Below are 22,911 nucleotides of genomic sequence, written 5' to 3'. Positions count from 1 at the left end.
GCTGGATACCGTCGAGGCCGCGAAAGAGCAGTTCACCGACAAGGAGTATGAGTGGCTGAAGGAGTCAGCCACGGAGATCAGCAATATTGAAAACAGGCTGACCGAGTTGGAAGAGAAGTATCCCGAGATCATGCAGAAATCCATGGACGGCGATATGAGCATGCCCGCGGGCAGCGACACGAGCAACCCTCCCGACGACGGCAGTATGCAGAAGTTCCCCGCTTTTGAAGGGAAAGATCTGGACGGCAACACGGTGAAGAGCGACGAGCTGTTCTCCGGCAACGCCGTCACCGTAGTGAATTTCTGGTTCACCACCTGCGGTCCCTGCGTAGGCGAGCTTTCCGAGCTGGATGCGCTGAACAAGGAACTGGCGGAGAAGGGCGGTTCCCTCATCGGCGTCAACACCTTCACGCTGGACGGCGACGAAACGGCAATTTCCGAGGCGAAGGAGGTGCTTGCCAAGAAGGGCGCGACCTATCAAAACATCTATTTCGGCTCCGGCGGCGATGCCGGTAAGTTTGTGGAGAATGTCTTCGCCTATCCAACCACCTATGTGGTCGACCGCAGCGGCAATATCGTGGGTGAACCCATCGTAGGCGCCATCACGGAAAAGAAGCAGGCGGAGACGCTGCAAAAGCTCATCGACCAGGCTCTTGCCGCCGATATGGGCTGACAAACGAATTTATCTTCTTAGAAAGGAGGGATACCACCATGTATCGGAGAGGATTGCCGCTTCTGCTCACCGCGGTACTGCTGCTGAGCGGCTGCTGGCCTACTTCTATGTGATCGACCCCACGGTGGAGAACCGGCAGGGCAACGACTGGGGCAGCCAGTATCAGACCGGTGTCTATTACACCAACGAAAGCGCGAAGGAAACGGTGGAGCGCATCGCGGAGATCGAGCGGGGACGCAGTGAAAAGTTCTTCGTGGAGATAGGTCCACTCAAGAACTATTACCCCGCCGAGGAGTACCACCAGAACTACCTCGAAAAGAATCCGAACGGCTACTGCCACATCCCGCGCGCGGAGATGGAGCTGTTTTCCCGGCTGCGCATCGATCCGGGCGACTATCAGAAGCCCGCGGCGGAATCCATCCGGGATAAGCTGACGGCGGAGCAGTACCGTGTTACGCAGGAGAGCGGCACAGAGCGCGCTTTCACAGGCGAGTTCTGGGATAAGTTTGAAAAGGGCATCTATGTGGATGTCGTCACCGGCGAGCCGCTCTTTTCCTCCACGGATAAGTACGAGAGCGGCTGCGGCTGGCCGGCTTTCACAAAGCCCATTGAAGAGCCTGCCGTGGTGGAACTGGAGGACCTGAGCCACGGCATGCGCCGTACAGAGGTCAGAAGCCGTGCCGGAGATTCTCACCTTGGTCATGTGTTCACCGGCGATCCGGAGTCCCCCAATGGCGTGCGCTACTGCATCAACAGTGCGGCCCTACGCTTTGTGCCTTACGCAAAGATGAAAGCAGAGGGTTACGGATATCTTCTGTATCTGTTCGAGGAATGAGTTCGCAAAATACAATGATATAATAAGCAGCGTCCCAATCATTATGAACCGGGACGCTGTCGTTTATGCTCATGTCGGTTTATTCAAACAGGACGTTCAGCTTGCTGTTCAGAATCAGATCGGCATAAGCAAGCGGGTCGTTGTAGATCAGATAATCCAGCTCTGACCGCTGGAAGCGGTTATCGGCAACTTCGTTTTCAACGGCGGTGAAGTCAATGGAAATCAAGTCGTTGCGAACGGTTAGTACGTATAAAATAGCTGGCTACAAAACGGCTACAAAATTACATCACAGGATTCCACATCCGATGCAGGGCATCCAGAGTCTCCATAGCCCGAACAGACATTTCTTCCGTCATAACAGGGCTTTCGCTGAGCCCCTTACGGATACAGGCAAGGGCATGCTCTAGTTCATAGCGGAGCTCAAACTCACAGGGACAGGTAAGCTCTATCGGATCCTGTCCTTTAAAATGAAGAACCGCCCTTCGCGCCTTCCAGTAATCCGGAAGTTCAATATAGCCCTTTTCCCCGTAGAGATAGCCCATGTGAATGGTTTCAGAGGCCGTACTGGTCTTATTGGTAAAGAGAATTCCATTGTCCATGCGCATGACAGCCGCGAACTGATTTTCTACAGGACTGTCCGCGCGGGTGCAAAGCCCGGTCTGCTCCACGGCAAAGGAATCAAAGAGGTATTGCATCAGCTGCAGACTATAGCTGGCATTGCTGAACAGTGGACCGCCGCCCTTGGATGCGTCAAACATCCAGCTGTTATAGCCTGCGTCGAAGGAGCTGGAAAAATCTGCCATAGTAATCCGGCCAAATTCCCCGGCCCGGATGCGCTTTTTCAACTCCTGTATCACCGGGAGAAAGACGCACTTCTGCATCTCCATTACAAAAAGTCCTTTCGCCCGGGCCAGGGAAAAAAGATCCCGGATCTCGTCGGGCTTCAGCGCAAATGGCTTTTCACAGAATACGTGTTTTCCATGCTCCAATGCCAGCCGGGCACAGGAAGCATGCTCACTGTTGATCGTGGCGATATAGACAATATCAACGTCATCGGAGGCGCTCAGCTCCTGGTAGCTGCCAAAAGCCTGCGGAATCCTAAAAAGCGCAGCCTTCTCCTCTGCCCGGGCAAGGTTCCGGGAAGCAAGAGCTGTGATTACACAGTCCTCCAGGGTGCCGGCCGCGCCTACAAAACGCGGAACGATAGAGGCGGTACTTAAAATGCCGATACGAAGCGGATTCATAAGAAGCTCCTTTTCCAAAAAAATTTCCTGTAAATGAAGGATTACTTATAGGATAGGGGGCAGGGGAAGGAAAGTCAAGAAAAGAAACGACGAAAGAGAAGCAAGATCATATTATATGGAAAAATCCATGTAAGATGGTCTTTTTTGTATGCTTAAATATAGAAAATACAGGAGGAAATCACAATGAAACGATTGATTACAGAAGATTATAATGTGCATTGTGAGCTGACATATAAGATAGAACATAATTCTGACACAGGCTCAAAGTAAATAATCTGGTTTTTTCCACGGTTCCATGGTATGATAAGAAATAACACCATGGAACCATTTGGATTATGAGGTACTCAAAATATGGAATTATATCATGCAAGTAAAGAGATTGTTCGATATCCGGAGATAAGGAAAGCAAGGTATACCAAAGATTTTTCGTGGGGATTTTATTGCACGAATAATATACAACAGGCTGTGAGATGGGCGAATCGAGGACCGGGTGAACCAGTCATTAATTACTATAAGTATGAGCCGAATGAAAAACTGAAGATTCGGAAGTTCCCGGAGATCTCAGATGAATGGCTGGACTTTATTGCTGCATGCCGAAGTGGAAAAACGCATGATTACGATATTGTAGAAGGACCGATGGCAAATGATACTGTGTGGAATTATGTAAATGATTATCTTTCGGGACGAATTAACAGAAAGCAGTTCTGGGTTTTGGCAGAGTTTAAATATCCGACGCATCAGATAAGCTTTCATACGTTATCTGCACTTGATTGTCTGACATTTATAACCAGCGAGGTACTCTATGACTGAAAAAGAACGTAACGATTATTTCTATGTCTGTGCTCTAATCGAATATATTGGGCGAGAAACCAGGAATCACCGGGGAGATATTGTCCGGGCCATTGGGATAAAAGGAATAGAAAAACTGCTTCGGGATGCGGAAGTGAACCATTGTCTCAGCTTTGAGCAGGTCAGCGACGAGGTAATTTCCTATTACGGGATAGAGCAGGGAGATTTTGATACCCTATCCGGCTGCAAATACTCGGTTCCCAGTTATCTGGATATCGGGAAACTCTACAGTATTATGGTAGAAGACTGCGCAGAGCCGGGGAAAGAAGCGGAAGAACTGATGAAGATATTTTCTTCCTTTATCAGCGACGCCATATCGAATTTTAATTCGGACCTATATTATCAGAATCCGGATTATCTGGAGTGGTCTTATCGGGAAGGAAAACTGCTGGATTAATTCTGAATGAGATTGATAAAAAAATAACGTTAAAATATTGACAATCAAATGCCGGAGCATTATAATACTCTTTGGAAAGATAACAGATCAACGCTGCAGGCCGTATGGTGATGCTGCTATCTGGTAACTATAAAATGGAAAGCAATCATATGACAGGAGGATTTTATCATGGCAAAGATTTTGACAAGTCCCGGCAAGTATGTACAGGGAGCAGGCGAACTGAAGAAGCTTGGTACCTACGCAAAGACCTATGGAAAGAAGGCTCTGGTGCTGGTGACAGCGTCCGGCCATAAGAGACTGGGAACGACTCTGGAGACTGCGTTCCGGGATTCCGGCTGCGAACCGGTTCTGGATTATTTCAACGGAGAGTGCAGCAAGACAGAGATCAACCGTCTGATGGAGATAATGAAGAAGAACGGCTGCGACCTGGTGATTGGCGTCGGCGGCGGTAAGATTCTGGATACAGCCAAGGCGGTAGCTTATTATGAGAAGGCGCCGGTGCTGATCTGCCCGACCATCGCGTCCACAGACGCTCCCTGCAGCGCGCTGTCCGTTATTTATACAGACGCAGGGGTATTTGAGGAGTATCTGTTCCTTCCGGCGAACCCGAATATGGTCCTGATGGATACGGAAATCATCGCCAAGTCCCCGGTTCGTCTGACCGTGTCCGGTATGGGCGACGCGCTGGCGACGTATTTTGAGGCGCGTGCCTGCAAGACCAGCGGGGCAATGACCTGCGCGGGCGGCAAGGTGACGGGAGCGGCGATGGCTCTGGCTAAGCTGTGCTTTGATACCCTGATGGATGAGGGTGTAAAGGCGAAGCTGGCTCTGGAAGCGGGAGCCTGCACCGAGGCAGTGGAGAAGGTGATCGAGGCCAATACTCTGCTCAGCGGCATCGGCTTCGAGAGCGGCGGTCTGGCCGGAGCTCATGCTATCCACAACGGCTTTACCGTTCTGGAGGAGTGTCATCACATGTACCATGGCGAGAAGGTTGCCTTCGGCACCATTACCCAGCTGGTTCTGGAGAATATTCCGGCGGACGAGCTGGAGGATATCATCAACTGGTGTATCGAGCTGGGCCTGCCTGTGACCCTGAAGGAGCTTGGAATTGAGAATCCCACGAAGGAGAAGCTGATGGCGGTTGCCGAAGCTGCCTGCGCGGAAAATGATACGCTGCACAATATGCCCTTTGAAGTAACGCCGGAGTCCGTTTACGCGGCTATCCTCGCTGCAGACCGGTACGGAAAATATTTCCTCGGCGAAGCATAAAACCAAAAACATTTCGCACCCCGGCGCCCCTGACCGAAAAAGCAGAGACGCCGGGATTTTTTCTGCGCATTTTTATAAGAAAACCACCAAATTATCAATTAGAATAAGTAATAACCGTCCCCCGATCCGCCCTTGCATTTCAAAAAATCATGGTTTATACTTTTGTACGTACTAAATGAGAAAATTCCGACGGCCTTATCTGACCGTCATCCGTACAGAAAAGCATCTTTATAAGAAAAGCACAGGACGGAGGTACCCCATGAACAGAGAACAAATCCATGAACAATACGAAGAGGACGAGAAGCTCCGTGAGGAATGCGGCGTGTTCGGAATCTATGATTTCGACGGCAACGACGTGGCTTCTACGATTTATTACGGCTTATTTGCCCTGCAGCACAGAGGACAGGAGAGCTGCGGCATCGCGGTCAGCGATACGAACGGCCCCAAAGGCGTGGTAAAAAGCCATAAAGGCATGGGCCTGGTAAATGAGGTCTTTGCGCCGGAACAGTTAAGCGCCCTGAAGGGCGATATCGGCGTAGGACATACCCGCTATTCCACGGCGGGCAGCAGTACCAGAGAGAACGCCCAGCCGCTGGTATTAAATTATGTGAAAGGAACCTTAGGGTTAGCCCACAACGGCAACCTGGTCAACGCGCCGGAGCTCCGCCGGGAGCTGGAATACACCGGAGCTATTTTTCAGACCACCATTGATTCCGAGGTCATTGCCTACCATATCGCCAGAGAGCGAATCCACACGGGGAGCGTTGAGGAAGCAGTTTCCCGGGCTATGGATAAGATCAAGGGAGCCTATTCCCTGATTGTCATGTCCCCCAGAAAGCTCATCGGAGCCAGAGACCCCTACGGCTTCCGTCCCTTATGCATCGGCAAGCGTGACAACGCTTACATCCTGGCCAGTGAGACCTGCGCCCTGGATACCATCGGCGCCACCTTTGTGCGGGACGTGGAGCCCGGCGAGATTGTGACCATTACGCCGGGAAAGGGCGTCGAATCTGACCGGAGCCATTGCCTGCCCAAGGATCAGGAGGCCCGCTGTATCTTTGAATATATTTATTTCGCCCGGCCGGATACCCATTTCGACGGCGTCAGCGTCTATCAGGCGCGGATTCGCTCGGGAAGATTCCTGGCCATGGACAGCCCGGTGGAGGCCGACCTGGTGGTGGGCGTACCCGAGTCAGGCAATGCGGCGGCCTTAGGGTATTCCCTGCAGTCCGGGATTCCCTACGGAACCGCTTTTGTAAAGAACGGCTATGTGGGACGGACCTTTATCAAGCCGGGGCAGAGCAGCCGGGAATCCAGCGTCCGGGTAAAGCTGAATGTGCTCCGGGAGGCGGTGAACGGGAAACGGGTTATCATGATCGATGATTCCATTGTCCGGGGTACCACCAGCGACCGGATCGTGAAGATGCTCCGGGAGGCGGGAGCCCGGGAGGTCCATATGCGCGTCAGCTCTCCGCCCTTTCTGCACCCCTGCTACTTCGGTACGGACGTGCCGGCAGAGGATCAGCTGATTGCCCACAACCGGACGGTGGAGGAGGTATGTGAACTCATCGGAGCCGATTCCCTGGCCTATCTGCGGGAGGAGCGTCTGGGTGAGATGGTCGAGGGGCTTGGACACTGTACGGCCTGCTTTACCGGAAAGTATCCCATTGCGCCGCCTACTGAGGATATCCGGGGCAGCTTTGAAAAATAAGAAAAATAAGCCCGGAAAATAAGATTGTGATATGGCGGGAAATATAGTAAAATAAATGGAAAAACAAAGAGGAGAGAAAACATGAGTACAGACAGATACGTAAGCCCCTTATCCGAGCGCTACGCAAGCAAGGAGATGCAGTACATCTTTTCCCCGGATAAGAAATTCCGCACCTGGAGAAAGCTGTGGATCGCCCTGGCTGAAACCGAGAAGGAGCTGGGATTGCCCATCACCCAGGAGCAGATCGACGAACTGAAGGCCCATCAGGACGACATCAACTACGACGTGGCAAAGGCCCGTGAGAAAGAGGTACGCCACGACGTCATGTCCCACGTATACGCATACGGCTGCCAGTGTCCGAAGGCAAAGGGCATCATCCATCTGGGCGCTACGTCCTGCTATGTGGGCGACAATACAGACATCATCGTCATGACCGAGGCCCTGAAGCTGGTTCATAAGAAGCTGGTCAACGTGTTAAATGAGCTGGCAGCTTTTGCTGATAAGTATAAGGATCTGCCGACCCTGGCGTTTACCCATTTCCAGCCGGCCCAGCCCACCACCGTGGGAAAGAGAGCGACCCTGTGGATGCAGGAATTCTGCCTGGACCTGGAGGATCTGGAGCACGTGATTTCCACCATGAAGCTTCTTGGATCCAAGGGAACCACCGGCACCCAGGCCAGCTTCAAGGAGCTGTTTGAGGGCGACGAAGAGAAAATCAATAAAATCGATCCGATGATCGCGGAGAAGATGGGCTTCAGGGAGTGCTACCCGGTATCCGGCCAGACCTACTCCCGTAAGGTGGACACCCGTGTCCTGAACGTGCTGGCAGGCATTGCAGCCAGCGCCCACAAGATGTCCAACGACATCCGCCTTCTGCAGCATCTGAAGGAAGTGGAAGAGCCCTTCGAGAAATCCCAGATCGGTTCCTCCGCCATGGCATACAAACGCAACCCCATGCGCAGCGAGCGAATCGCTTCCCTGTCCCGCTACGTGATCGTGGACGCCCTGAACCCGGCCATCACCAGCGCCACCCAGTGGTTTGAGCGTACCCTGGACGACTCCGCCAATAAGCGTCTGTCCATTCCGGAAGGCTTCCTGGCCATCGACGGCATCCTGGATCTGTGCCTGAACGTGGTAGACGGCCTGGTGGTATACCCGAAGGTGATCCGCAAGCACATGATGGCAGAGCTTCCCTTCATGGCCACCGAGAACATCATGATGGACGCGGTCAAGGCAGGCGGCGATCGCCAGGAGCTGCATGAGCGTATCCGTGAGCTTTCCATGGAAGCAGGAAAGAATGTGAAGGTAAACGGCGAAGAGAATAACCTGCTGGAGCTGATTGCCGCAGACCCGGCCTTCGGCCTTTCCCTGGAGGATCTGAAGAAGACTATGGAGCCCTCCCGCTATGTGGGACGCGCCCCGGAGCAGGTAGACGCGTTCCTGGGACAGGTGGTAAAGCCGATTCTGGAGAAATACAGCGATATTCTCGGAGAAAAAGCAGAAATTAACGTATAAACCCCTTGCATTTATGGAAAAAGTGTGCTACATTGTAATAGAATAAATAGCGCGGCCGACAAAGAGTGAACGAAAGTTCACTCTTTGTTTTTGAAATAAAAAACACGACCGCCCAGGGAAAGGAAGACTATGACAAAGAGAGAAGAGTACGAACAGAAGACAGAGAAGCTTCTCATGCCCATCATGGAAGCCAACGGCTTCGAGCTGGTGGATGTGGAGTATGTAAAAGAAGCCGGTAACTGGTATCTGCGGGCTTACATCGATAAGCCGGGCGGAATCACGGTGGATGACTGCGAGGTAGTCAACCGGGAGCTGGGCGATCTGCTGGATCGGGACGATTTCATCGACGATTCCTACATTCTGGAGGTCAGTTCCCCGGGCCTTGGCCGACCGCTGAAAAAAGAACGTGATTTTATCCGGAGCAAGGGCGAAGAAGTGGAGATCCGCACCTACCGCATGGTAGACAGGCAGAAGGAATTCCGCGGCGTATTAAAAGCCTGGGATAAGGACACGGTAACCATTGAGACAGAGGACGGACAGGAACAGATATTTGACAGAGACAACATTGCGCTGATTCGTCTGGCGTTTGATTTTTAATAGAAGAGTGAAAAACTAGGAGGAAAGAAAAGAATGAACACAGAACTGCTGGAAGCTCTGGAGCTTTTGGAGAAAGAAAAGGATATCAGCAAGGAGACCATGCTGGAGGCCATCGAGAACTCTCTGCTGAAAGCCTGTGAGGCGCACTTTGGCAAGGCCGACAATATTAAGGTCAATATCGACCCGGTTACCTGCCAGTTCTCCGTACTTGCGGAGAAGAAGGTCGTAGAGCAGGTAGAGGATGATGTGACCGAGATCAGCCTGTCCAACGCGAAGATGATCGACCCCAAGTACGAGGTGGGTGACATTGTGAATGTGGAAGTAAAATCCAAGGAATTCGGACGTATCGCCACACAGAATGCCAAGAACATCATCCTGCAGAAGATCCGCGAGGAAGAGAGAAAATCTCTGTTTAACCAGTATTACGGCATGGAGAAAGAGGTTGTGACCGGCGTCGTACAGAGATACCTGGGCCGCAATGTCAGCGTAAACCTGGGTAAGGTAGACGCCATCCTCAATGAAAACGAGATGGTAAAGGGTGAGGTATTCAAGCCCACCGAGCGTATCAAGGTATATATCCTGGAAGTAAAGGATACCAATAAGGGACCGCGTATCCTGCTGTCCAGAACCCATCCGGAGCTGGTAAAGCGCCTGTTTGAGTCCGAGGTAACCGAGGTCCGGGACGGCATTGTGGAGATCAAGTGCATCGCCCGTGAGGCAGGCTCCAGAACGAAGATCGCCGTATGGTCCAACGATCCGGACGTGGATCCGGTAGGCGCCTGCGTCGGTATGAACGGCGCCCGTGTCAACGCGATTGTAAATGAACTGCGCGGCGAGAAGATCGACATCATCAACTGGAATGAGAATCCGGCCCTGCTGATTGAGAACGCCTTAAGCCCGGCCAAGGTGATCGCGGTCCTGGCTGATCCGGAGGATAAGACAGCCAAGGTTGTGGTTCCCGATTATCAGCTGTCCCTGGCCATCGGTAAGGAAGGCCAGAATGCGAGACTGGCAGCAAGGCTCACCGGCTTCAAGATTGACATCAAGAGCGAGACCCAGGCAAGAGAAATCGAGGGCTGGTTGGACGTAGACGAGGAGTACGAGGAGTACGAGGACTTCGAGGAGTATAAGGAGTCCCAGGCTTACGAGGAAGCGCAGGCCGCAGAAGCAGCTGAGACAGAGACAGAGGAAGAGAGTCAGGATGAATAAAAAAGTACCGATGCGCCAGTGCGTGGGCTGTCAGGAAATGAAAAGCAAGAAAGAGATGCTGAGAGTCCTTAAGACAGCGGAGGATGAAATTGTGCTGGACGCCACAGGCCGGAAGAACGGTCGGGGCGCGTATCTTTGTTTTTCCAAGGAATGTCTTGCAAAAGCCCGGAAGAACAAAGGCCTGGAGCGTTCCCTGAAGATGGCCATTCCTTCAGCAGTGTACGACAGCCTGGAAAAGGAGTTGGATGAGCTTGGCACAGAATAGAGTATTATCCCTGATAGGCCTGGCCCAGAAGGCAGGAAAGACCGCCAGCGGCGAATTCGCCACGGAGCACGCAGTCAAGTCCGGAAAGGCGGCGCTTGTCATTGTGTCGGATGAATCGTCCGATAATACAAAAAAGAAGTTCCAAAATATGTGTGACTACTACGAAGTACCTGTGTATTTCTATGGTGGAAAAGAGGAGCTGGGCCACGCGATGGGCAAGGAATTCCGCGCGTCCCTGGCGATTCTGGATGAGGGACTTGCGAAGAGTATAGAGAAGAATTTGAGATTGTGAAGAAGCTGAACAATCAATCATAACGGAGGTAGAAATTTGGAGGGAAACAGCCATATGAATACAAATGGAGAAGAACAGGAAGTAAAGAAGAAGAAAAAGATCATTGCTGTATACAATACCCACAACAGTAAGACCGGCATCAAGGATCCGAGAGCCGAGAAAAAGCAGCAGGCAGCCCGTCAGGCACAGTCCCGTCCGGCAGCAAAGCCTGCGGCAAAACCGACGGCAGCACCGGCAAAGTCTGCGGCAGCACCGGCACCGGCTCCGAAGACCGAGGCAGTAAAGCCGGCGGCAGCACCGGCAGCAAAACCGGTCACAGAGGCGGCAAAACCGGCAGCAGCGCCCCAGTCCCGTCCGGCAGCGTCTGAGAATAACGCAAGACCGGCAGGCCAGGGCAGACCGGCACAGAATCGCGATGGTCAGAGAAGAGACGGTCAGGGCGGCTATCAGAACCGTGACGGTCAGAGAAGAGACGGCCAGAGACGCGATGGTCAGGGCAGCGGCTATCAGAACCGCGACGGTCAGAGAAGAGACGGCCAGAGCGGCGGCTACCAGAGACGCGATGGTCAGGGCAGCGGCTATCAGAACCGTGACGGCCAGAGAAGCGGCGGCTATCAGAACCGCGACGGCCAGAACAGAGGAGGCCAGGGAAGAGACAACCGTCGTTCTTCCATGGATATCCCGTCAGCACCGGTAGAGCTTCGTAAGAACGAGAACCGCAGAGCGGAGAATAAGAATCGCAATGATGATACCAAGAAAGATAAGAACACAAAGTTCAATGATAGCTGGAATGGCAAGCCGGGTCAGGGCGGACGTCGTCCGAACCAGGGCGGTAACCGTCCGAATCAGAAGGGCGGCAAGGGAGGTAAGGGCGCTGCTCAGACTCGTCAGCCGGCACCTGCGCCTAAGAAAGAAGACAACACCCCCAAGGTTATCGAAATTCCGGAAATGATCAGCATCCATGATCTGGCGGAGAAGATGAAGATTCAGCCGTCCGTGATCATCAAGAAGCTGTTCCTGGCAGGCAAGATGGTAACCGTAAACTCCGAACTGGACTTTGAGGCGGCAGGCGAGCTGGCTATGGAAATGAATTTCGATCCGGTTCCCGAGGAGAAGGAAGACGTCATCGCGAAGATGCTGGAGGATACGGAAGACAGCGATGAGACACTCGTATCCCGTCCGCCGGTAGTCTGCGTTATGGGTCATGTAGACCATGGTAAGACTTCCCTGCTGGATGCCATCCGTGACACCCATGTCATTGACCGCGAGGCAGGCGGAATCACCCAGCACATCGGTGCTTACGTGGTAAGCATCAACGGTCAGAAGATCACCTTCCTGGACACACCGGGACATGAGGCGTTCACCGCCATGCGTATGCGTGGAGCTAACTCCACCGATATCGCCATCCTGGTAGTTGCAGCCGACGACGGCGTAATGCCCCAGACCATTGAGGCTATTAACCATGCCAAGGCCGCAGGCATCGAGATCATCGTTGCCATCAATAAGATCGATAAGCCCAGCGCTAATATCGAGCGTGTAAAGCAGGAGCTGACCGAGTATGAGCTGATTCCCGAGGACTGGGGCGGCAGCACCATTTTCTGCCCGGTATCCGCCCATACCCATGAGGGTATCGATAACCTGCTGGAAATGATTCTGCTGACATCTGAGGTTCTGGAGCTGAAGGCCAACCCGAACCGCCGGGCGAGAGGTCTGGTTATCGAGGCAGAGCTTGACAAGGGCAAGGGCCCGGTTGCTACCGTGCTGGTACAGAAGGGAACCCTGCATGTGGGAGATCCCATTGCCGTAGGTTCCTGCCACGGTAAGGTCCGCGCCATGATGGATGACAATGGCCGCCGCGTGAAAGAGGCAGGCCCGTCCAAGCCGGTCGAGATTCTGGGTCTCAATGACGTGCCCAACGCCGGAGAGATCTTCGTATCTCCGGAGACCGACAAGGAGGCAAGAGCCTTTGCCGAGACCTATGTAAAAGAGAGCAGAGAGAAGCTCATCGAGGATACCAAGCTCAAGATGTCCCTGGACGATCTGTATTCCCAGATTCAGTCCGGCAACTTAAAGGAGCTGAATATCATCGTAAAGGCCGACGTACAGGGTTCTGTGGAGGCCGTAAAGCAGAGTCTCTTAAAGCTCTCCAACGAGGAAGTAGTAGTAAAGATTATCCATGGTGGCGTAGGAGCCATCAACGAGTCCGACGTCAGCCTGGCGGCAGCGTCCAACGCCATTATCATCGGCTTCAACGTGCGTCCTGACGCGACTGCTAAGGAAACCGCGGAGCGCGAGAAGGTGGATCTGCGTCTGTACCGCGTCATCTACGACGCCATCAACGACGTAGAGGCAGCCATGAAGGGCATGCTGGATCCGATTTTCGAGGAGAAGGTGCTGGGCCACGCAGAGGTGCGTCAGATCTTCAAGGCGTCCGGCGTGGGCAATATCGCAGGCTCCTATGTGCTGGACGGTGTATTCCAGAGAGGCTGCAAGTGCCGTATCACCCGCGAGGGCGAGCAGATCTTCGACGGCCCGCTGGCGTCCCTGAAGCGTTTCAAGGACGACGTGAAGGAAGTCAAGGCAGGCTACGAGTGCGGTCTGGTCTTCGAGAAGTTCAACGACATCAGGGAGCTGGATATCGTAGAGGCTTACACCATGGTAGAGGTGCCGAGATAGGGCATTGTCTGAGGTGAATAATATATGAGAAAAAACAGTATTAAAAATACAAGAATCAACGGCGAGGTGCGCCGGGAGCTGAGCAATATCATTTTAAATGAGATCAAGGACCCGCGCATCTGCCCGATGACTTCGGTGGTAGAAGTGGAGGTTGCCCCGGACCTGAAGACCGCAAAGGCCTACATCAGCGTCCTAGGCGACAAGCAGGCCCAGGCAGATACGCTGGCAGGCCTTAAGAGCGCGGAGGGCTATATCCGCCGTGCTCTGGCCAAGTCTATCAACCTGCGCAACACCCCGGAGATCCGCTTTGTCATGGATCAGTCTATCGAGTATGGCGTCCATATGTCAAAGCTTATCGACGACGTAAACCAGGGCAGTAAAGAAGAGGATGAAGAGGATGATCAGGCTTAAGGATGAGCTTACAAATGTGAAGACAGTGGCGATCAGCGGACATATCCGTCCGGACGGGGACTGCACGGGTTCCTGTCTGGGCGTGTGGAATTATCTCCGGGACAATTACCCGGAGATTCAGGCGGACGTATATCTGGAACAGATCGTACCCAAGTTCCGCTTCCTGAACGGCGCGGAGCTGGTAAAGACGGACTGTAATGAGGATAAGGTCTATGACTTATTTATCTCTCTGGACGCCAGTGACAAAGAGCGGCTGGGAGCGGCGGTCAGGTATCTGGACGCCGCGAAGCATACAGTCTGCATTGATCATCACGTTACCAATCCGGGTTTTGCGGATGTGAACTGGGTAGTAGCCGACGCCAGCAGCGCGTCGGAGCTTGCCTGGGAAACCATGGAAGAGGAAAAAATTTCCAGACACACAGCGGAGGCGCTGTACATGGGCATTGTCCATGATACCGGCGTTTTCCAGTATTCCAATACTTCCCCGAAGACCATGCAGATCGCGGGAAGCCTGATTGCCAAAGGCATCGACTTCAGCCGGATTGTGGATGAGACCTTCTATAAGAAAACCTACATCCAGAACCAGATTCTGGGCCGCGCGCTGGTGGAGAGCATTCTTCTGCTGGATGGCCGTGTTATCGTAGGCCGCATCCGGGAAAAGGATATGGATTTTTACGGAGCAATTCCTGCGGATCTGGACGGTATCGTCAGCCAGCTGCGCGTGACCGACGGCGTGGAAGTAGCCATTTTCCTCTATGAAACAGGCAATCATCAGTATAAGGTCAGCCTTCGGTCCAACGGCCCTGTGGACGTCAGCGCAGTCTGCGCTTATTTCGGCGGCGGCGGGCACGTAAAGGCGGCGGGCTGTACCATGCACGGAACCTTTTACGATGTGGTCAACAATCTGACCCTGCACATCGAAAAGCAGCTGAATCAGAATCAGGATGTATAACATGAATGGTGTAATCAACGTCTATAAAGAAGCGGGCTTCACCTCACACGACGTGGTGGCGAAGCTCCGCGGAATCGTAAAACAGAAAAAGATAGGCCATACGGGAACTCTCGATCCGGATGCGGAGGGAGTTCTTCCTGTCTGTCTGGGAAATGCCACAAAGCTCTGCGGACTTCTGACAGAAAAAGAGAAGACCTACCGGGCAGTGCTTTTGCTGGGACAGACCACCGACACCCAGGATACTTCCGGCAGGGTGCTGACAGAAGCGCCGGTGACAGCCACCGGGGAGCAGGTCCAGGAGGCGATCATGAGCTTCCTTGGCGACTACGACCAGGTCCCGCCCATGTATTCGGCCCTGAAGGTCAACGGAAAAAAGCTCTATGAGCTGGCCCGCGAAGGCAAAGAGGTGGAGCGCCAGGCCAGACGGGTACGGATTCTGGATATGGAGATTCACGAAATCCGGCTCCCGGAGGTGACCTTTACGGTGACCTGCAGCAGCGGTACCTATATCCGCACCCTCTGTCAGGACATCGGTGAAAAGCTAGGCTGCGGCGGCTGTATGAAAAGCCTGCTGCGTACCAAAGTAGACCGTTTTGAACTGGCGGACAGCCATAAGCTTTCTGAACTGGAGACAATGATGCACGAGGGCCGCATCGAGGAGGTACTGCTTCCGGTGGACGACGTCTTTGCGGTCTGCCCGGCAGTCCGTATCAGGCAGGAGAGCGATCGCCTGATTCAAAACGGCAATCCTTTTGGAAAAGAGGATATCGCGGAAACGACCGGAGAGTGCCCGCCGGAAGGTACGGAGCTGGAGCGCAATTGCGTGCGTGTATACAATTCCGAAGGGGATTTCCGGGGGCTCTACCGGCGGGAACAGGGCGGCAGACGCTATAAGCCCGAGAAAATGTTTTTATCCTGAGGGATAAAATGATAGGATAAAGGATTTACCATGAGATTAATTACCGGAACGACAGAATTTGAGACAACGGAAGCGACAGCCATTTCCCTGGGAAAGTTCGAAGGGCTTCATATGGGACATCAGCTTCTGGTGAACCGCATTTTAAAAAAGAAGGAAGAAGGCTTAAAGGCTCTGATTTTTACCTTTGATTTCGGAGAACGGTCTACCCTTCTGCTCCCGGAGGAGCGGAGAAATCTCCTGGAAAAATGGGGCGTGGACTATCTGATAGAGTGTCCCTTTGTGGAATCCATAGCCCATATGGAGGCAGAGGATTTTGTGCGGGAGATTTTGGTAAAGAGGCTGCATGTAAAATATCTGGCTGTGGGGACGGATTTTCATTTCGGCCATAACCGGAAGGGCAGTTACCGGCTTCTGGAGGACATGCAGAAGGAATGCGGTTTTCAGGTGGAGGTAGTAGAAAAAGCCTGCTATGACGGCAGGGAAATCAGCAGTACCCGGATCCGTAAGGAACTGGAGCAGGGCCATATGGAGCTGGTCAATCAGCTGCTGGGCTACGCCTATTCCGTGACCGGAGAGGTGCTCTATGGCCATCAGATTGGCCGGACCCTGGGGCTTCCCACCATCAATCAGCAGCCGGGGCTTTCAAAGCTGCTGCCGCCCAACGGCGTCTATGCCACCAAAACCCGGATTGCTTCCGAGATTTTTGAGGGCATCACCAACATCGGTTATAAGCCGACCATAGGCGGAGAGACGCGAAAAGGTGTGGAAACCTTTTTGTTTGACCTTGACCGGAATCTGTACGGGGAGACGCTGACTGTATCCTTCTATGGCTTTGAGCGCCCGGAGCGGAAATTTGATTCTCTGGAAGCCTTAAAGGAGCGGATTGAGAAAGACGTGGCCTGGGGCAGAAAATATTTTGGAGAAAGAGAAAACTAGTTTCATGAGACTATTTTATTATCTGATAGCGGCACCCGCACTGTTTCTACTGCGGGTGCTGTTCTGGCCTTTTAAGACCATATTCCGGTGCGTCGGCCGGATTCATGGCTGGCGGAAGGAACGCCGGCGTTTCCGCCGGGCCGACTATGACGACATGGACGGCTGGGAATTTGAGGAATATGTGGGCGGACTGCTGGCGCGGGACGGCTATATCCATGTGGAGGTCACCCGGGGCAGCGGCGACCAGGGCGTGGACGTGCTGGCGCAGCGCGACGGAGTCTCCTACGCCATCCAGTGCAAGCATTACCGGGCGAAAATCAGCAATAAGGCGGTACAGGAAGCCTACGCCGGAGCCGAGTTCTACGGCTGCGACGTGCCGGTGGTACTGACCAACAGCTATTTTACCCCGTCGGCGGAGGAGCTGGCGGATGAAATCGGCGTGGAGCTGTGGGATCGGGACGAACTGAACCGGCTGGTACGGCGGGTGCGGCGGTAATTCTGCGGAAAACCCACAGAAATCCCACAGAAATCCGCAAAATCCACGTGAATCAAAAAGATTTCCTTGACAAATCTTCCCGATTATTATAAGGTGTAATAGGTTCTTAACAAAATTGTAATAATTATACCGGATAATCAATACGGAGGATTGTATGTTTAAAAGATATAAAGCGGGATTTGTAATGGGTGCGATTTTCATGGCCATGGTCGGCATGCAGGCGCAGGCTGCGCCGTTGGGGGACGGTCTCGGCGAGGGAATCGCATCCAATTTTGATCAGACCACAGACAGCGAGGAGCAGACCCAGGCCACCGCGGAGGTGGTATGGACCGGTACGCCGCTGGAGGGCTATGTGAATATCGCCATTGCCAACGTGGAGGACAGCCTGAACATCCGCGAGGCGGCGGACGGCAGCAGCTCCCTGGTGGGTAAGCTTCGCAAAAACGGCGCCTGTGAGGTGCTGGGGATCGACGGCGAGTGGGCCCATATCAGGTCCGGCGAGGTAGAGGGCTATGTGAAGGCCGAGTACCTGTATACCGGACAGGAAGCCATCGACCTGGCCTTTCAGCTGGGACAGACCATGGCGAAGGTGAATACAGACTCCCTGTATGTGCGGATGGAGCCAAGCACCGACGCGGATTACTGGACCAAGGTTCCGGCAGGCGAGGAGCTTCAGGTTATCGAGGATATGGGCGACTGGATCAAAGTCGATATCGACGGCGAGGACGGCTATGTGGCGTCGGAATACGTGAATGTGAAAAGCGAGCTGGACACAGCCCTGACTCTGTCCGAAGCGCTGTACGGCGAAGGCGTCACCGACGTACGCATTTCTATCTGTGATTTCGCTAAGCAGTATGTGGGTAACCGCTACGTGTGGGGCGGCACCAGCCTGACCAGGGGCGCGGACTGCTCCGGCTTTACTCTGGCCGTATACCGGAACTTCGGTATCTCTCTGCCCCATTCATCCAGAGCCCAGGCTAACTGCGGCACGAAGATCAGCGTCGGCGACGTGAAGCCGGGAGACCTGATTTTCTATGGCAGCGGCAAGCATATCAACCATGTAGCCATGTACATCGGCGGAGGCCGTGTGGTACATGCCAGCAACGCCCGCACCGGAATCACCATTTCCAATATGTACTACAGAAGCCCGGTGACTGCGGCCCGGATCCTGAAGGACTGATTTTGAAAAATCACCCTTGACACCCCATATTCCCTATGATACACTATCGGAGTATGAGTTTGCTGGTATCCGGTTATCGGACACTCCGACCATTGCTTGATACCCAGCGTATAAAAAATATAAGGAGGAAACATCATGATCGCAAAGGACAAGAAGCAGGCTATTATCGCAGAGTACGGTTTAAAAGAGGGTGACACAGGTTCACCGGAGGTACAGGTAGCTATCCTGACCGCACGTATCCAGGAGCTGACCGCTCATCTGCAGGCGAACCCGAAGGATCATCACTCCAGAAGAGGACTTCTGAAGATGGTTGGTCAGAGACGTAATATGCTTGCATACCTGAAGAAGATGGATATCGAGAGATATCGTAGCCTGATTGAGAGATTAGGACTGAGAAAATAAGTTTCCAAAAGGGCGGAGGAATCTCACGGTTCTTTCGCCCGGTTTTTGTGTAACCCATTCACCATGTAGGAGAAATGTTCCGAGACCACTGATGTACGCAGGAGCGCATCCCGCGCAAATCAGTAGTTTCGGTTTCTCCTACACCAGCAAAATAAGGAGAAATATTATGTACAAGAGTTTTTCTATGGAGCTGGCCGGCCGTACACTGACTGTAGACGTAGGACGCGTCGCGAAGCAGGCTAACGGCGCAGCCTTCATGCACTATGGCGACACCACCGTGCTTTCCACCGCAACCGCATCCGACAAGCCCCGCGACGGCATCGACTTCTTCCCCTTAAGCGTAGAGTACGAGGAGAAGCTGTATTCCGTAGGCAAGATCCCGGGAGGCTTCAACAAGCGTGAGGGCAAGGCGTCCGAGAACGCGATTCTGACGTCCCGTGTCATCGACCGTCCCATGCGTCCGCTGTTCCCGAAGGACTACCGGAACGACGTAACCCTGAACAACCTGGTGCTTTCCGTAGACCCCACCTGCAGCCCGGAGCTGACAGCGATGCTGGGCTCCGCTATCGCAACTGCGATCTCTGATATTCCGTTCGCAGGTCCCTGCGCTATGACACAGATCGGTATGATCGACGGCGAGTTCATCGTAAACCCGGGTCAGGCAGACTATAAGGTATCCGACCTGAAGCTGACCGTAGCATCCACCAGAGAAAAAGTCATCATGATCGAGGCAGGAGCTAACGAGATTCCCGAGGCAAAGATGATCGAGGCTATCTATAAGGCTCACGAGGTAAACCAGCAGGTTATCGCGTTCATCGACCAGATCGTAGCAGAGTGCGGCAAGGAAAAGCACAGCTACACCAGCTGCGCAGTACCGGAAGAGCTGTTCGCGGCTATCAGAGAGATTGTACCGCCCGCAGAGATGGAAGAGGCAGTCTTCACCGATGAGAAGCAGAAGCGTGAGGAGAACATCCGTAAAATTACCGAGCGCCTGGAAGAGGCATTTGCAGAAAAGGATGAGTGGCTCGAGGTTCTGGGCGAGGCTGTATATCAGTATCAGAAGAAGACCGTACGTAAGATGATCCTGAAGGATCACAAGCGTCCGGACGGACGTGCCATTACCCAGATTCGTCCGCTGGCTGCAGAGGTAGATATTATTCCGCGTGTACACGGTTCCGCCATGTTCACCAGAGGACAGACCCAGATCTGCAACATCTGTACCCTGGCTCCGCTGTCTGAGGCACAGCGCCTGGACGGCCTGGATGAAAATGAGACAAGCAAGCGTTATATGCATCACTATAACTTCCCGAGCTACTCCGTAGGCGAGACAAAGCCCAGCCGCGGACCGGGACGTCGTGAGATTGGACACGGAGCGCTGGCTGAGCGTGCGCTGCTGCCGGTACTGCCGTCCGAGGAGGAGTTCCCGTACGCGATCCGTACCGTATCCGAGACCTTCGAGTCCAACGGTTCCACCTCTATGGCTTCCACCTGCGCGTCCTGCATGTCCCTGATGGCAGCAGGCGTACCGATTAAGAAGATGGTAGCAGGAATCTCCTGCGGTCTGGTAACAGGCGAGACCGACGACGATTTCGTGCTGCTGACCGATATCCAGGGTCTCGAGGACTTCTTCGGCGACATGGACTTCAAGGTAACCGGTACCACCGAGGGTATCACTGCCATCCAGATGGATATCAAGATCCACGGTCTGACCCGTCCCATCGTAGAGGGCGCAATCGCGCGCTGCCGCGAGGCACGTCTCTACATCATGGACAACTGCATGAAGCCCTGCATCAGCGAGCCGCGTAAAGAGGTAGGCGAGTTTGCACCGAAGATTGTACAGATCCAGATCGACCCGCAGAAGATCGGCGATGTGGTTGGCCAGAGAGGTAAGACCATCAACGCCATCATCGAGCAGACCGGCGTGAAGATCGACATTGACGACGACGGCGCTGTATCCGTATGCGGTACAGATAAGGCTGCCATGGACAAGGCCATCGAACTGATCAAGACCATCGTAACCGATTTTGAAGAGGGCATGATCCTCACCGGTAAGGTAGTCAGCATCAAGGAGTTTGGCGCATTCCTGGAGTTTGCTCCGGGCAAAGAGGGCATGGTACACATCTCCAAGATCGCAAAGCAGCGCATCAACCGTGTGGAGGACGTCCTGACACTGGGCGACATCGTGAAGGTGGTATGCCTGGGCAAGGACAAGATGGGACGCTTCAGCTTCTCCATCAAGGATCTGCCGGAGAACGCGTAAGCATTATAATATAATAAGAAGTGCAGGATCTGCCGGAAAGAAATTTCCGGCAGATTTTTTTATACAATAGCTTTCTTACAAAATAACAAAAAGAGCAGCCGCACATGAAATATGGGCAAAATTTAATGCTTGTAACTATTTTCCAGAGAAAACTTGTGCAAAGTTCTGAAAAGCCGGAAAAGAATGTCGATGTATGGACATTCTTGTCGAAATGTGGTAGCATTACCAAGGATAAGGCATAAGCTGAAAATAGGAATACCCCTCTGGAAATCAAAAATTTTCGGGGGGGGGTATTTTACATAGACATAGCAGAAAACGGTAATTTATAAGGTTACAGAGAATGGAAATTACAGATATACATTGTCACATTTTGCCGGGAATGGACGACGGCGCGAAGGATGAAGAAGAGAGCCTGGCCCTGGTGCGGATGGCCTGGGAGCAGGGCGTCGAAGCCTTCATAGCCACGCCCCATTATTCCAGACAGTTCCGTAACGACTGCCCGGAACGCATTCGGGAGAAATGCGAAAAACTGGAAAAAGAAGCACGGGAAACCATCGCATCGGAGATCCGGATTTATCCCGGCCAGGAGATCTGCTGGGAAGAGAGCGTTCCGGAAAAACTGGACAGGGGAGAGCTTCTCACCCTGGCAGACAGCTCCTACGTGCTGGTGGAATATCTGCCCTCCGTGTCCTACGGAGCTCTGTTCCGGAGCCTGCGGACTCTGCGCCTGGAGGGCTACCTTCCCATACTGGCCCATGCAGAGCGCTACGGAGCGCTGCGGACAGAAGGCCTGGAGGAGCTGACAGAAGCAGGCGTCTGCATCCAGATGAATTACGGCAGCATCGGCACGAGCCTTTTCGATAAGGATCAGCGCTGGTGCAGAAAGCAGCTGAAAGAGGGTAATATCCATTTTCTGGGAACCGACATGCACAGCGTTCACAGGAGACCGCCCCGGGTGGCCGAGGCCATGAAATGGCTGGAGACACATCTTAGTGGGGAAGAGCTTTCGCGGATATGCCGGGATCACGCCGGACAGGTGCTGACCAATCAGAATCTATAGAGGGGATACATAAGAGATGGAAAAAAGACAGAATGAAGTGATAGAAATCGATCTGCTGGAGCTTTTCTACGCACTGAAAAAGCAGATCCTGTGGATTATACTGGCAGCGATCGTAGGCGGAACCCTGGCATTTGCGGGCACGAAGCTTCTGATGACGCCCATGTACGAGTCCACCACCACCATGCTGGTCCTGACCAAGGAGACCACCCTCTCCTCGCTGGCGGATCTGCAGATGGGCACCCAGCTGACCAACGACTATGAGATCCTGACCGTCAGCCGTCAGGTACTGGAGCGGGTCATCGACGACCTGAACCTGGATATGGAGTATGAAGATCTGAAAGACAGCGTACAGATCAGCAATCCGTCCGACAGCCGGATCATGGAGATTACCGTGACGTATCCGAGCCCGAAGCTGGCCAAGGAGATCGTGGACGATATCGCAGCTGTGACCTCGGAATTCATCGGAGACAAGATGGAGGGCGTTCCCCCGAAGATCATCGACGAGGGCGAAGTGCCGGATCATAAGTCCAGCCCCAGCACCATGAAAAATACAGCCCTGGGCATTCTTTTAGGCATCGTCATAAGCTGCGGCGTCGTAACCCTGTACACCGTCATGGATGACACCGTGAAGTCCGAGGAGGATATCGAGAAATACCTGGGTATCCCGACCCTGGCCAGCGTGCCCGACCGTAAGGACTATATCACAGGCAAGAAAAAGAAAACGAAGAAAAGCAAACCGGCCAAAAAGCGGTAGCAGGAGGAG

The 22,911-nt window shown here is 53.4% G+C and carries 24 protein-coding genes; 22 read left to right on the top strand and 2 right to left on the bottom strand.

Annotated elements, in window-relative coordinates; translation table 11 throughout:
* Both WMO29_RS05690 and msrB read left to right on the top strand, forming a co-directional pair.
* The coding region (locus WMO29_RS05690) for a TlpA disulfide reductase family protein (RefSeq protein ID WP_349164137.1) at nucleotides 1-673 on the top strand (673 nt) is incomplete at its 5' end.
* Complete coding sequence (msrB, locus tag WMO29_RS05685) at nucleotides 654-1,508, top strand: peptide-methionine (R)-S-oxide reductase MsrB (RefSeq protein WP_349164136.1); 855 nt, start codon at nucleotides 654-656, stop codon at nucleotides 1,506-1,508. The genes WMO29_RS05690 and msrB, both read left to right, overlap by 20 nt.
* Before the next feature lie 79 nt (nucleotides 1,509-1,587).
* Here msrB and WMO29_RS05680 read toward each other — a convergent pair whose 3' ends face one another.
* Nucleotides 1,588-1,734, bottom strand: a complete 147-nt coding sequence (locus WMO29_RS05680; RefSeq protein WP_435391112.1) for a DUF6061 family protein — start codon at nucleotides 1,732-1,734, stop codon at nucleotides 1,588-1,590.
* 55 nt (nucleotides 1,735-1,789) lie between these two features.
* On the bottom strand, nucleotides 1,790-2,752 hold the full coding sequence (locus WMO29_RS05675) for a Gfo/Idh/MocA family protein (protein ID WP_349164135.1): 963 nt from the start codon (nucleotides 2,750-2,752) through the stop codon (nucleotides 1,790-1,792).
* A 351-nt stretch (nucleotides 2,753-3,103) separates the two neighbouring features.
* Between WMO29_RS05675 and WMO29_RS05670 the strand changes: the two genes are divergently transcribed.
* From WMO29_RS05670 to WMO29_RS05575, 20 genes are all read left to right on the top strand, one after another.
* The gene (locus tag WMO29_RS05670; RefSeq protein WP_349164134.1) at nucleotides 3,104-3,562 is read left to right on the top strand and encodes a DUF3990 domain-containing protein; all 459 of its coding nucleotides are present in this window, start codon (nucleotides 3,104-3,106) and stop codon (nucleotides 3,560-3,562) included.
* Nucleotides 3,555-3,998, top strand: coding sequence for a hypothetical protein (locus WMO29_RS05665; protein ID WP_349164133.1), 444 nt, complete (start codon nucleotides 3,555-3,557; stop codon nucleotides 3,996-3,998). The genes WMO29_RS05670 and WMO29_RS05665 overlap by 8 nt, the downstream gene beginning before the upstream one ends.
* 168 nt (nucleotides 3,999-4,166) lie before the next feature.
* Nucleotides 4,167-5,267 (top strand): glycerol dehydrogenase, encoded by a 1,101-nt coding sequence (locus tag WMO29_RS05660; protein ID WP_349164132.1) that lies wholly within the window; start codon nucleotides 4,167-4,169, stop codon nucleotides 5,265-5,267.
* A 259-nt stretch (nucleotides 5,268-5,526) separates the two neighbouring features.
* Nucleotides 5,527-6,978, top strand: a complete 1,452-nt coding sequence (gene purF, locus WMO29_RS05655) for an amidophosphoribosyltransferase (RefSeq protein ID WP_349164130.1) — start codon at nucleotides 5,527-5,529, stop codon at nucleotides 6,976-6,978.
* An 81-nt stretch (nucleotides 6,979-7,059) separates the two neighbouring features.
* Nucleotides 7,060-8,493 (top strand): adenylosuccinate lyase, encoded by a 1,434-nt coding sequence (gene purB / locus WMO29_RS05650; protein ID WP_178039749.1) that lies wholly within the window; start codon nucleotides 7,060-7,062, stop codon nucleotides 8,491-8,493.
* Nucleotides 8,494-8,622: 129 nt separating this feature from the next.
* The gene (locus tag WMO29_RS05645) at nucleotides 8,623-9,090 is read left to right on the top strand and encodes a ribosome maturation factor RimP (RefSeq protein WP_178039750.1); all 468 of its coding nucleotides are present in this window, start codon (nucleotides 8,623-8,625) and stop codon (nucleotides 9,088-9,090) included.
* Between the two features lie 33 nt (nucleotides 9,091-9,123).
* On the top strand, nucleotides 9,124-10,299 hold the full coding sequence (gene nusA / locus WMO29_RS05640) for a transcription termination factor NusA (protein WP_178039751.1): 1,176 nt from the start codon (nucleotides 9,124-9,126) through the stop codon (nucleotides 10,297-10,299).
* Nucleotides 10,292-10,564, top strand: a complete 273-nt coding sequence (gene rnpM / locus WMO29_RS05635; RefSeq protein ID WP_178039752.1) for an RNase P modulator RnpM — start codon at nucleotides 10,292-10,294, stop codon at nucleotides 10,562-10,564. The genes nusA and rnpM overlap by 8 nt, the downstream gene beginning before the upstream one ends.
* Nucleotides 10,545-10,856, top strand: coding sequence for a L7Ae/L30e/S12e/Gadd45 family ribosomal protein (locus tag WMO29_RS05630; RefSeq protein ID WP_178039753.1), 312 nt, complete (start codon nucleotides 10,545-10,547; stop codon nucleotides 10,854-10,856). The genes rnpM and WMO29_RS05630 overlap by 20 nt, the downstream gene beginning before the upstream one ends.
* A 54-nt stretch (nucleotides 10,857-10,910) precedes the next feature.
* Nucleotides 10,911-13,532, top strand: a complete 2,622-nt coding sequence (gene infB, locus WMO29_RS05625; protein WP_349164128.1) for a translation initiation factor IF-2 — start codon at nucleotides 10,911-10,913, stop codon at nucleotides 13,530-13,532.
* 24 nt (nucleotides 13,533-13,556) lie between these two features.
* Nucleotides 13,557-13,943 (top strand): 30S ribosome-binding factor RbfA, encoded by a 387-nt coding sequence (gene rbfA / locus WMO29_RS05620; RefSeq protein ID WP_178037988.1) that lies wholly within the window; start codon nucleotides 13,557-13,559, stop codon nucleotides 13,941-13,943.
* Nucleotides 13,930-14,895, top strand: coding sequence for a DHH family phosphoesterase (locus tag WMO29_RS05615; RefSeq protein WP_178037989.1), 966 nt, complete (start codon nucleotides 13,930-13,932; stop codon nucleotides 14,893-14,895). Before rbfA ends, WMO29_RS05615 begins: the two co-directional genes overlap by 14 nt.
* Complete coding sequence (gene truB, locus WMO29_RS05610) at nucleotides 14,888-15,814, top strand: tRNA pseudouridine(55) synthase TruB (RefSeq protein ID WP_349164127.1); 927 nt, start codon at nucleotides 14,888-14,890, stop codon at nucleotides 15,812-15,814. Before WMO29_RS05615 ends, truB begins: the two co-directional genes overlap by 8 nt.
* 30 nt (nucleotides 15,815-15,844) lie before the next feature.
* Nucleotides 15,845-16,750, top strand: coding sequence for a bifunctional riboflavin kinase/FAD synthetase (locus WMO29_RS05605; RefSeq protein WP_349164126.1), 906 nt, complete (start codon nucleotides 15,845-15,847; stop codon nucleotides 16,748-16,750).
* Nucleotides 16,751-16,754: 4 nt separating this feature from the next.
* The gene (locus WMO29_RS05600; protein WP_349164125.1) at nucleotides 16,755-17,246 is read left to right on the top strand and encodes a restriction endonuclease; all 492 of its coding nucleotides are present in this window, start codon (nucleotides 16,755-16,757) and stop codon (nucleotides 17,244-17,246) included.
* Between the two features lie 154 nt (nucleotides 17,247-17,400).
* Nucleotides 17,401-18,426 (top strand): C40 family peptidase, encoded by a 1,026-nt coding sequence (locus WMO29_RS05595; protein ID WP_349164124.1) that lies wholly within the window; start codon nucleotides 17,401-17,403, stop codon nucleotides 18,424-18,426.
* A gap of 135 nt (nucleotides 18,427-18,561) precedes the next feature.
* Nucleotides 18,562-18,828 (top strand): 30S ribosomal protein S15, encoded by a 267-nt coding sequence (rpsO, locus tag WMO29_RS05590; RefSeq protein WP_158361885.1) that lies wholly within the window; start codon nucleotides 18,562-18,564, stop codon nucleotides 18,826-18,828.
* Nucleotides 18,829-18,994: 166 nt separating this feature from the next.
* Nucleotides 18,995-21,088: a polyribonucleotide nucleotidyltransferase gene (locus WMO29_RS05585; protein ID WP_349164122.1), complete on the top strand. Its 2,094-nt coding sequence runs from the start codon at nucleotides 18,995-18,997 to the stop codon at nucleotides 21,086-21,088.
* Between the two features lie 340 nt (nucleotides 21,089-21,428).
* Nucleotides 21,429-22,148: a CpsB/CapC family capsule biosynthesis tyrosine phosphatase gene (locus WMO29_RS05580; RefSeq protein ID WP_349164121.1), complete on the top strand. Its 720-nt coding sequence runs from the start codon at nucleotides 21,429-21,431 to the stop codon at nucleotides 22,146-22,148.
* Between the two features lie 16 nt (nucleotides 22,149-22,164).
* A complete protein-coding gene (locus tag WMO29_RS05575) occupies nucleotides 22,165-22,902 on the top strand; it encodes a YveK family protein (RefSeq protein WP_349164120.1) in 738 nt (245 codons plus the stop codon).
* The last annotated feature ends 9 nt before the right edge of the window (nucleotides 22,903-22,911 follow it).

Origin of the sequence: Laedolimicola intestinihominis (assembly GCF_040096155.1) — a bacterium.
Taxonomy (GTDB): Bacteria; Bacillota; Clostridia; order Lachnospirales; family Lachnospiraceae; genus Laedolimicola; species Laedolimicola intestinihominis.
This window is presented reverse-complemented; position numbering and strand designations above follow the sequence as displayed.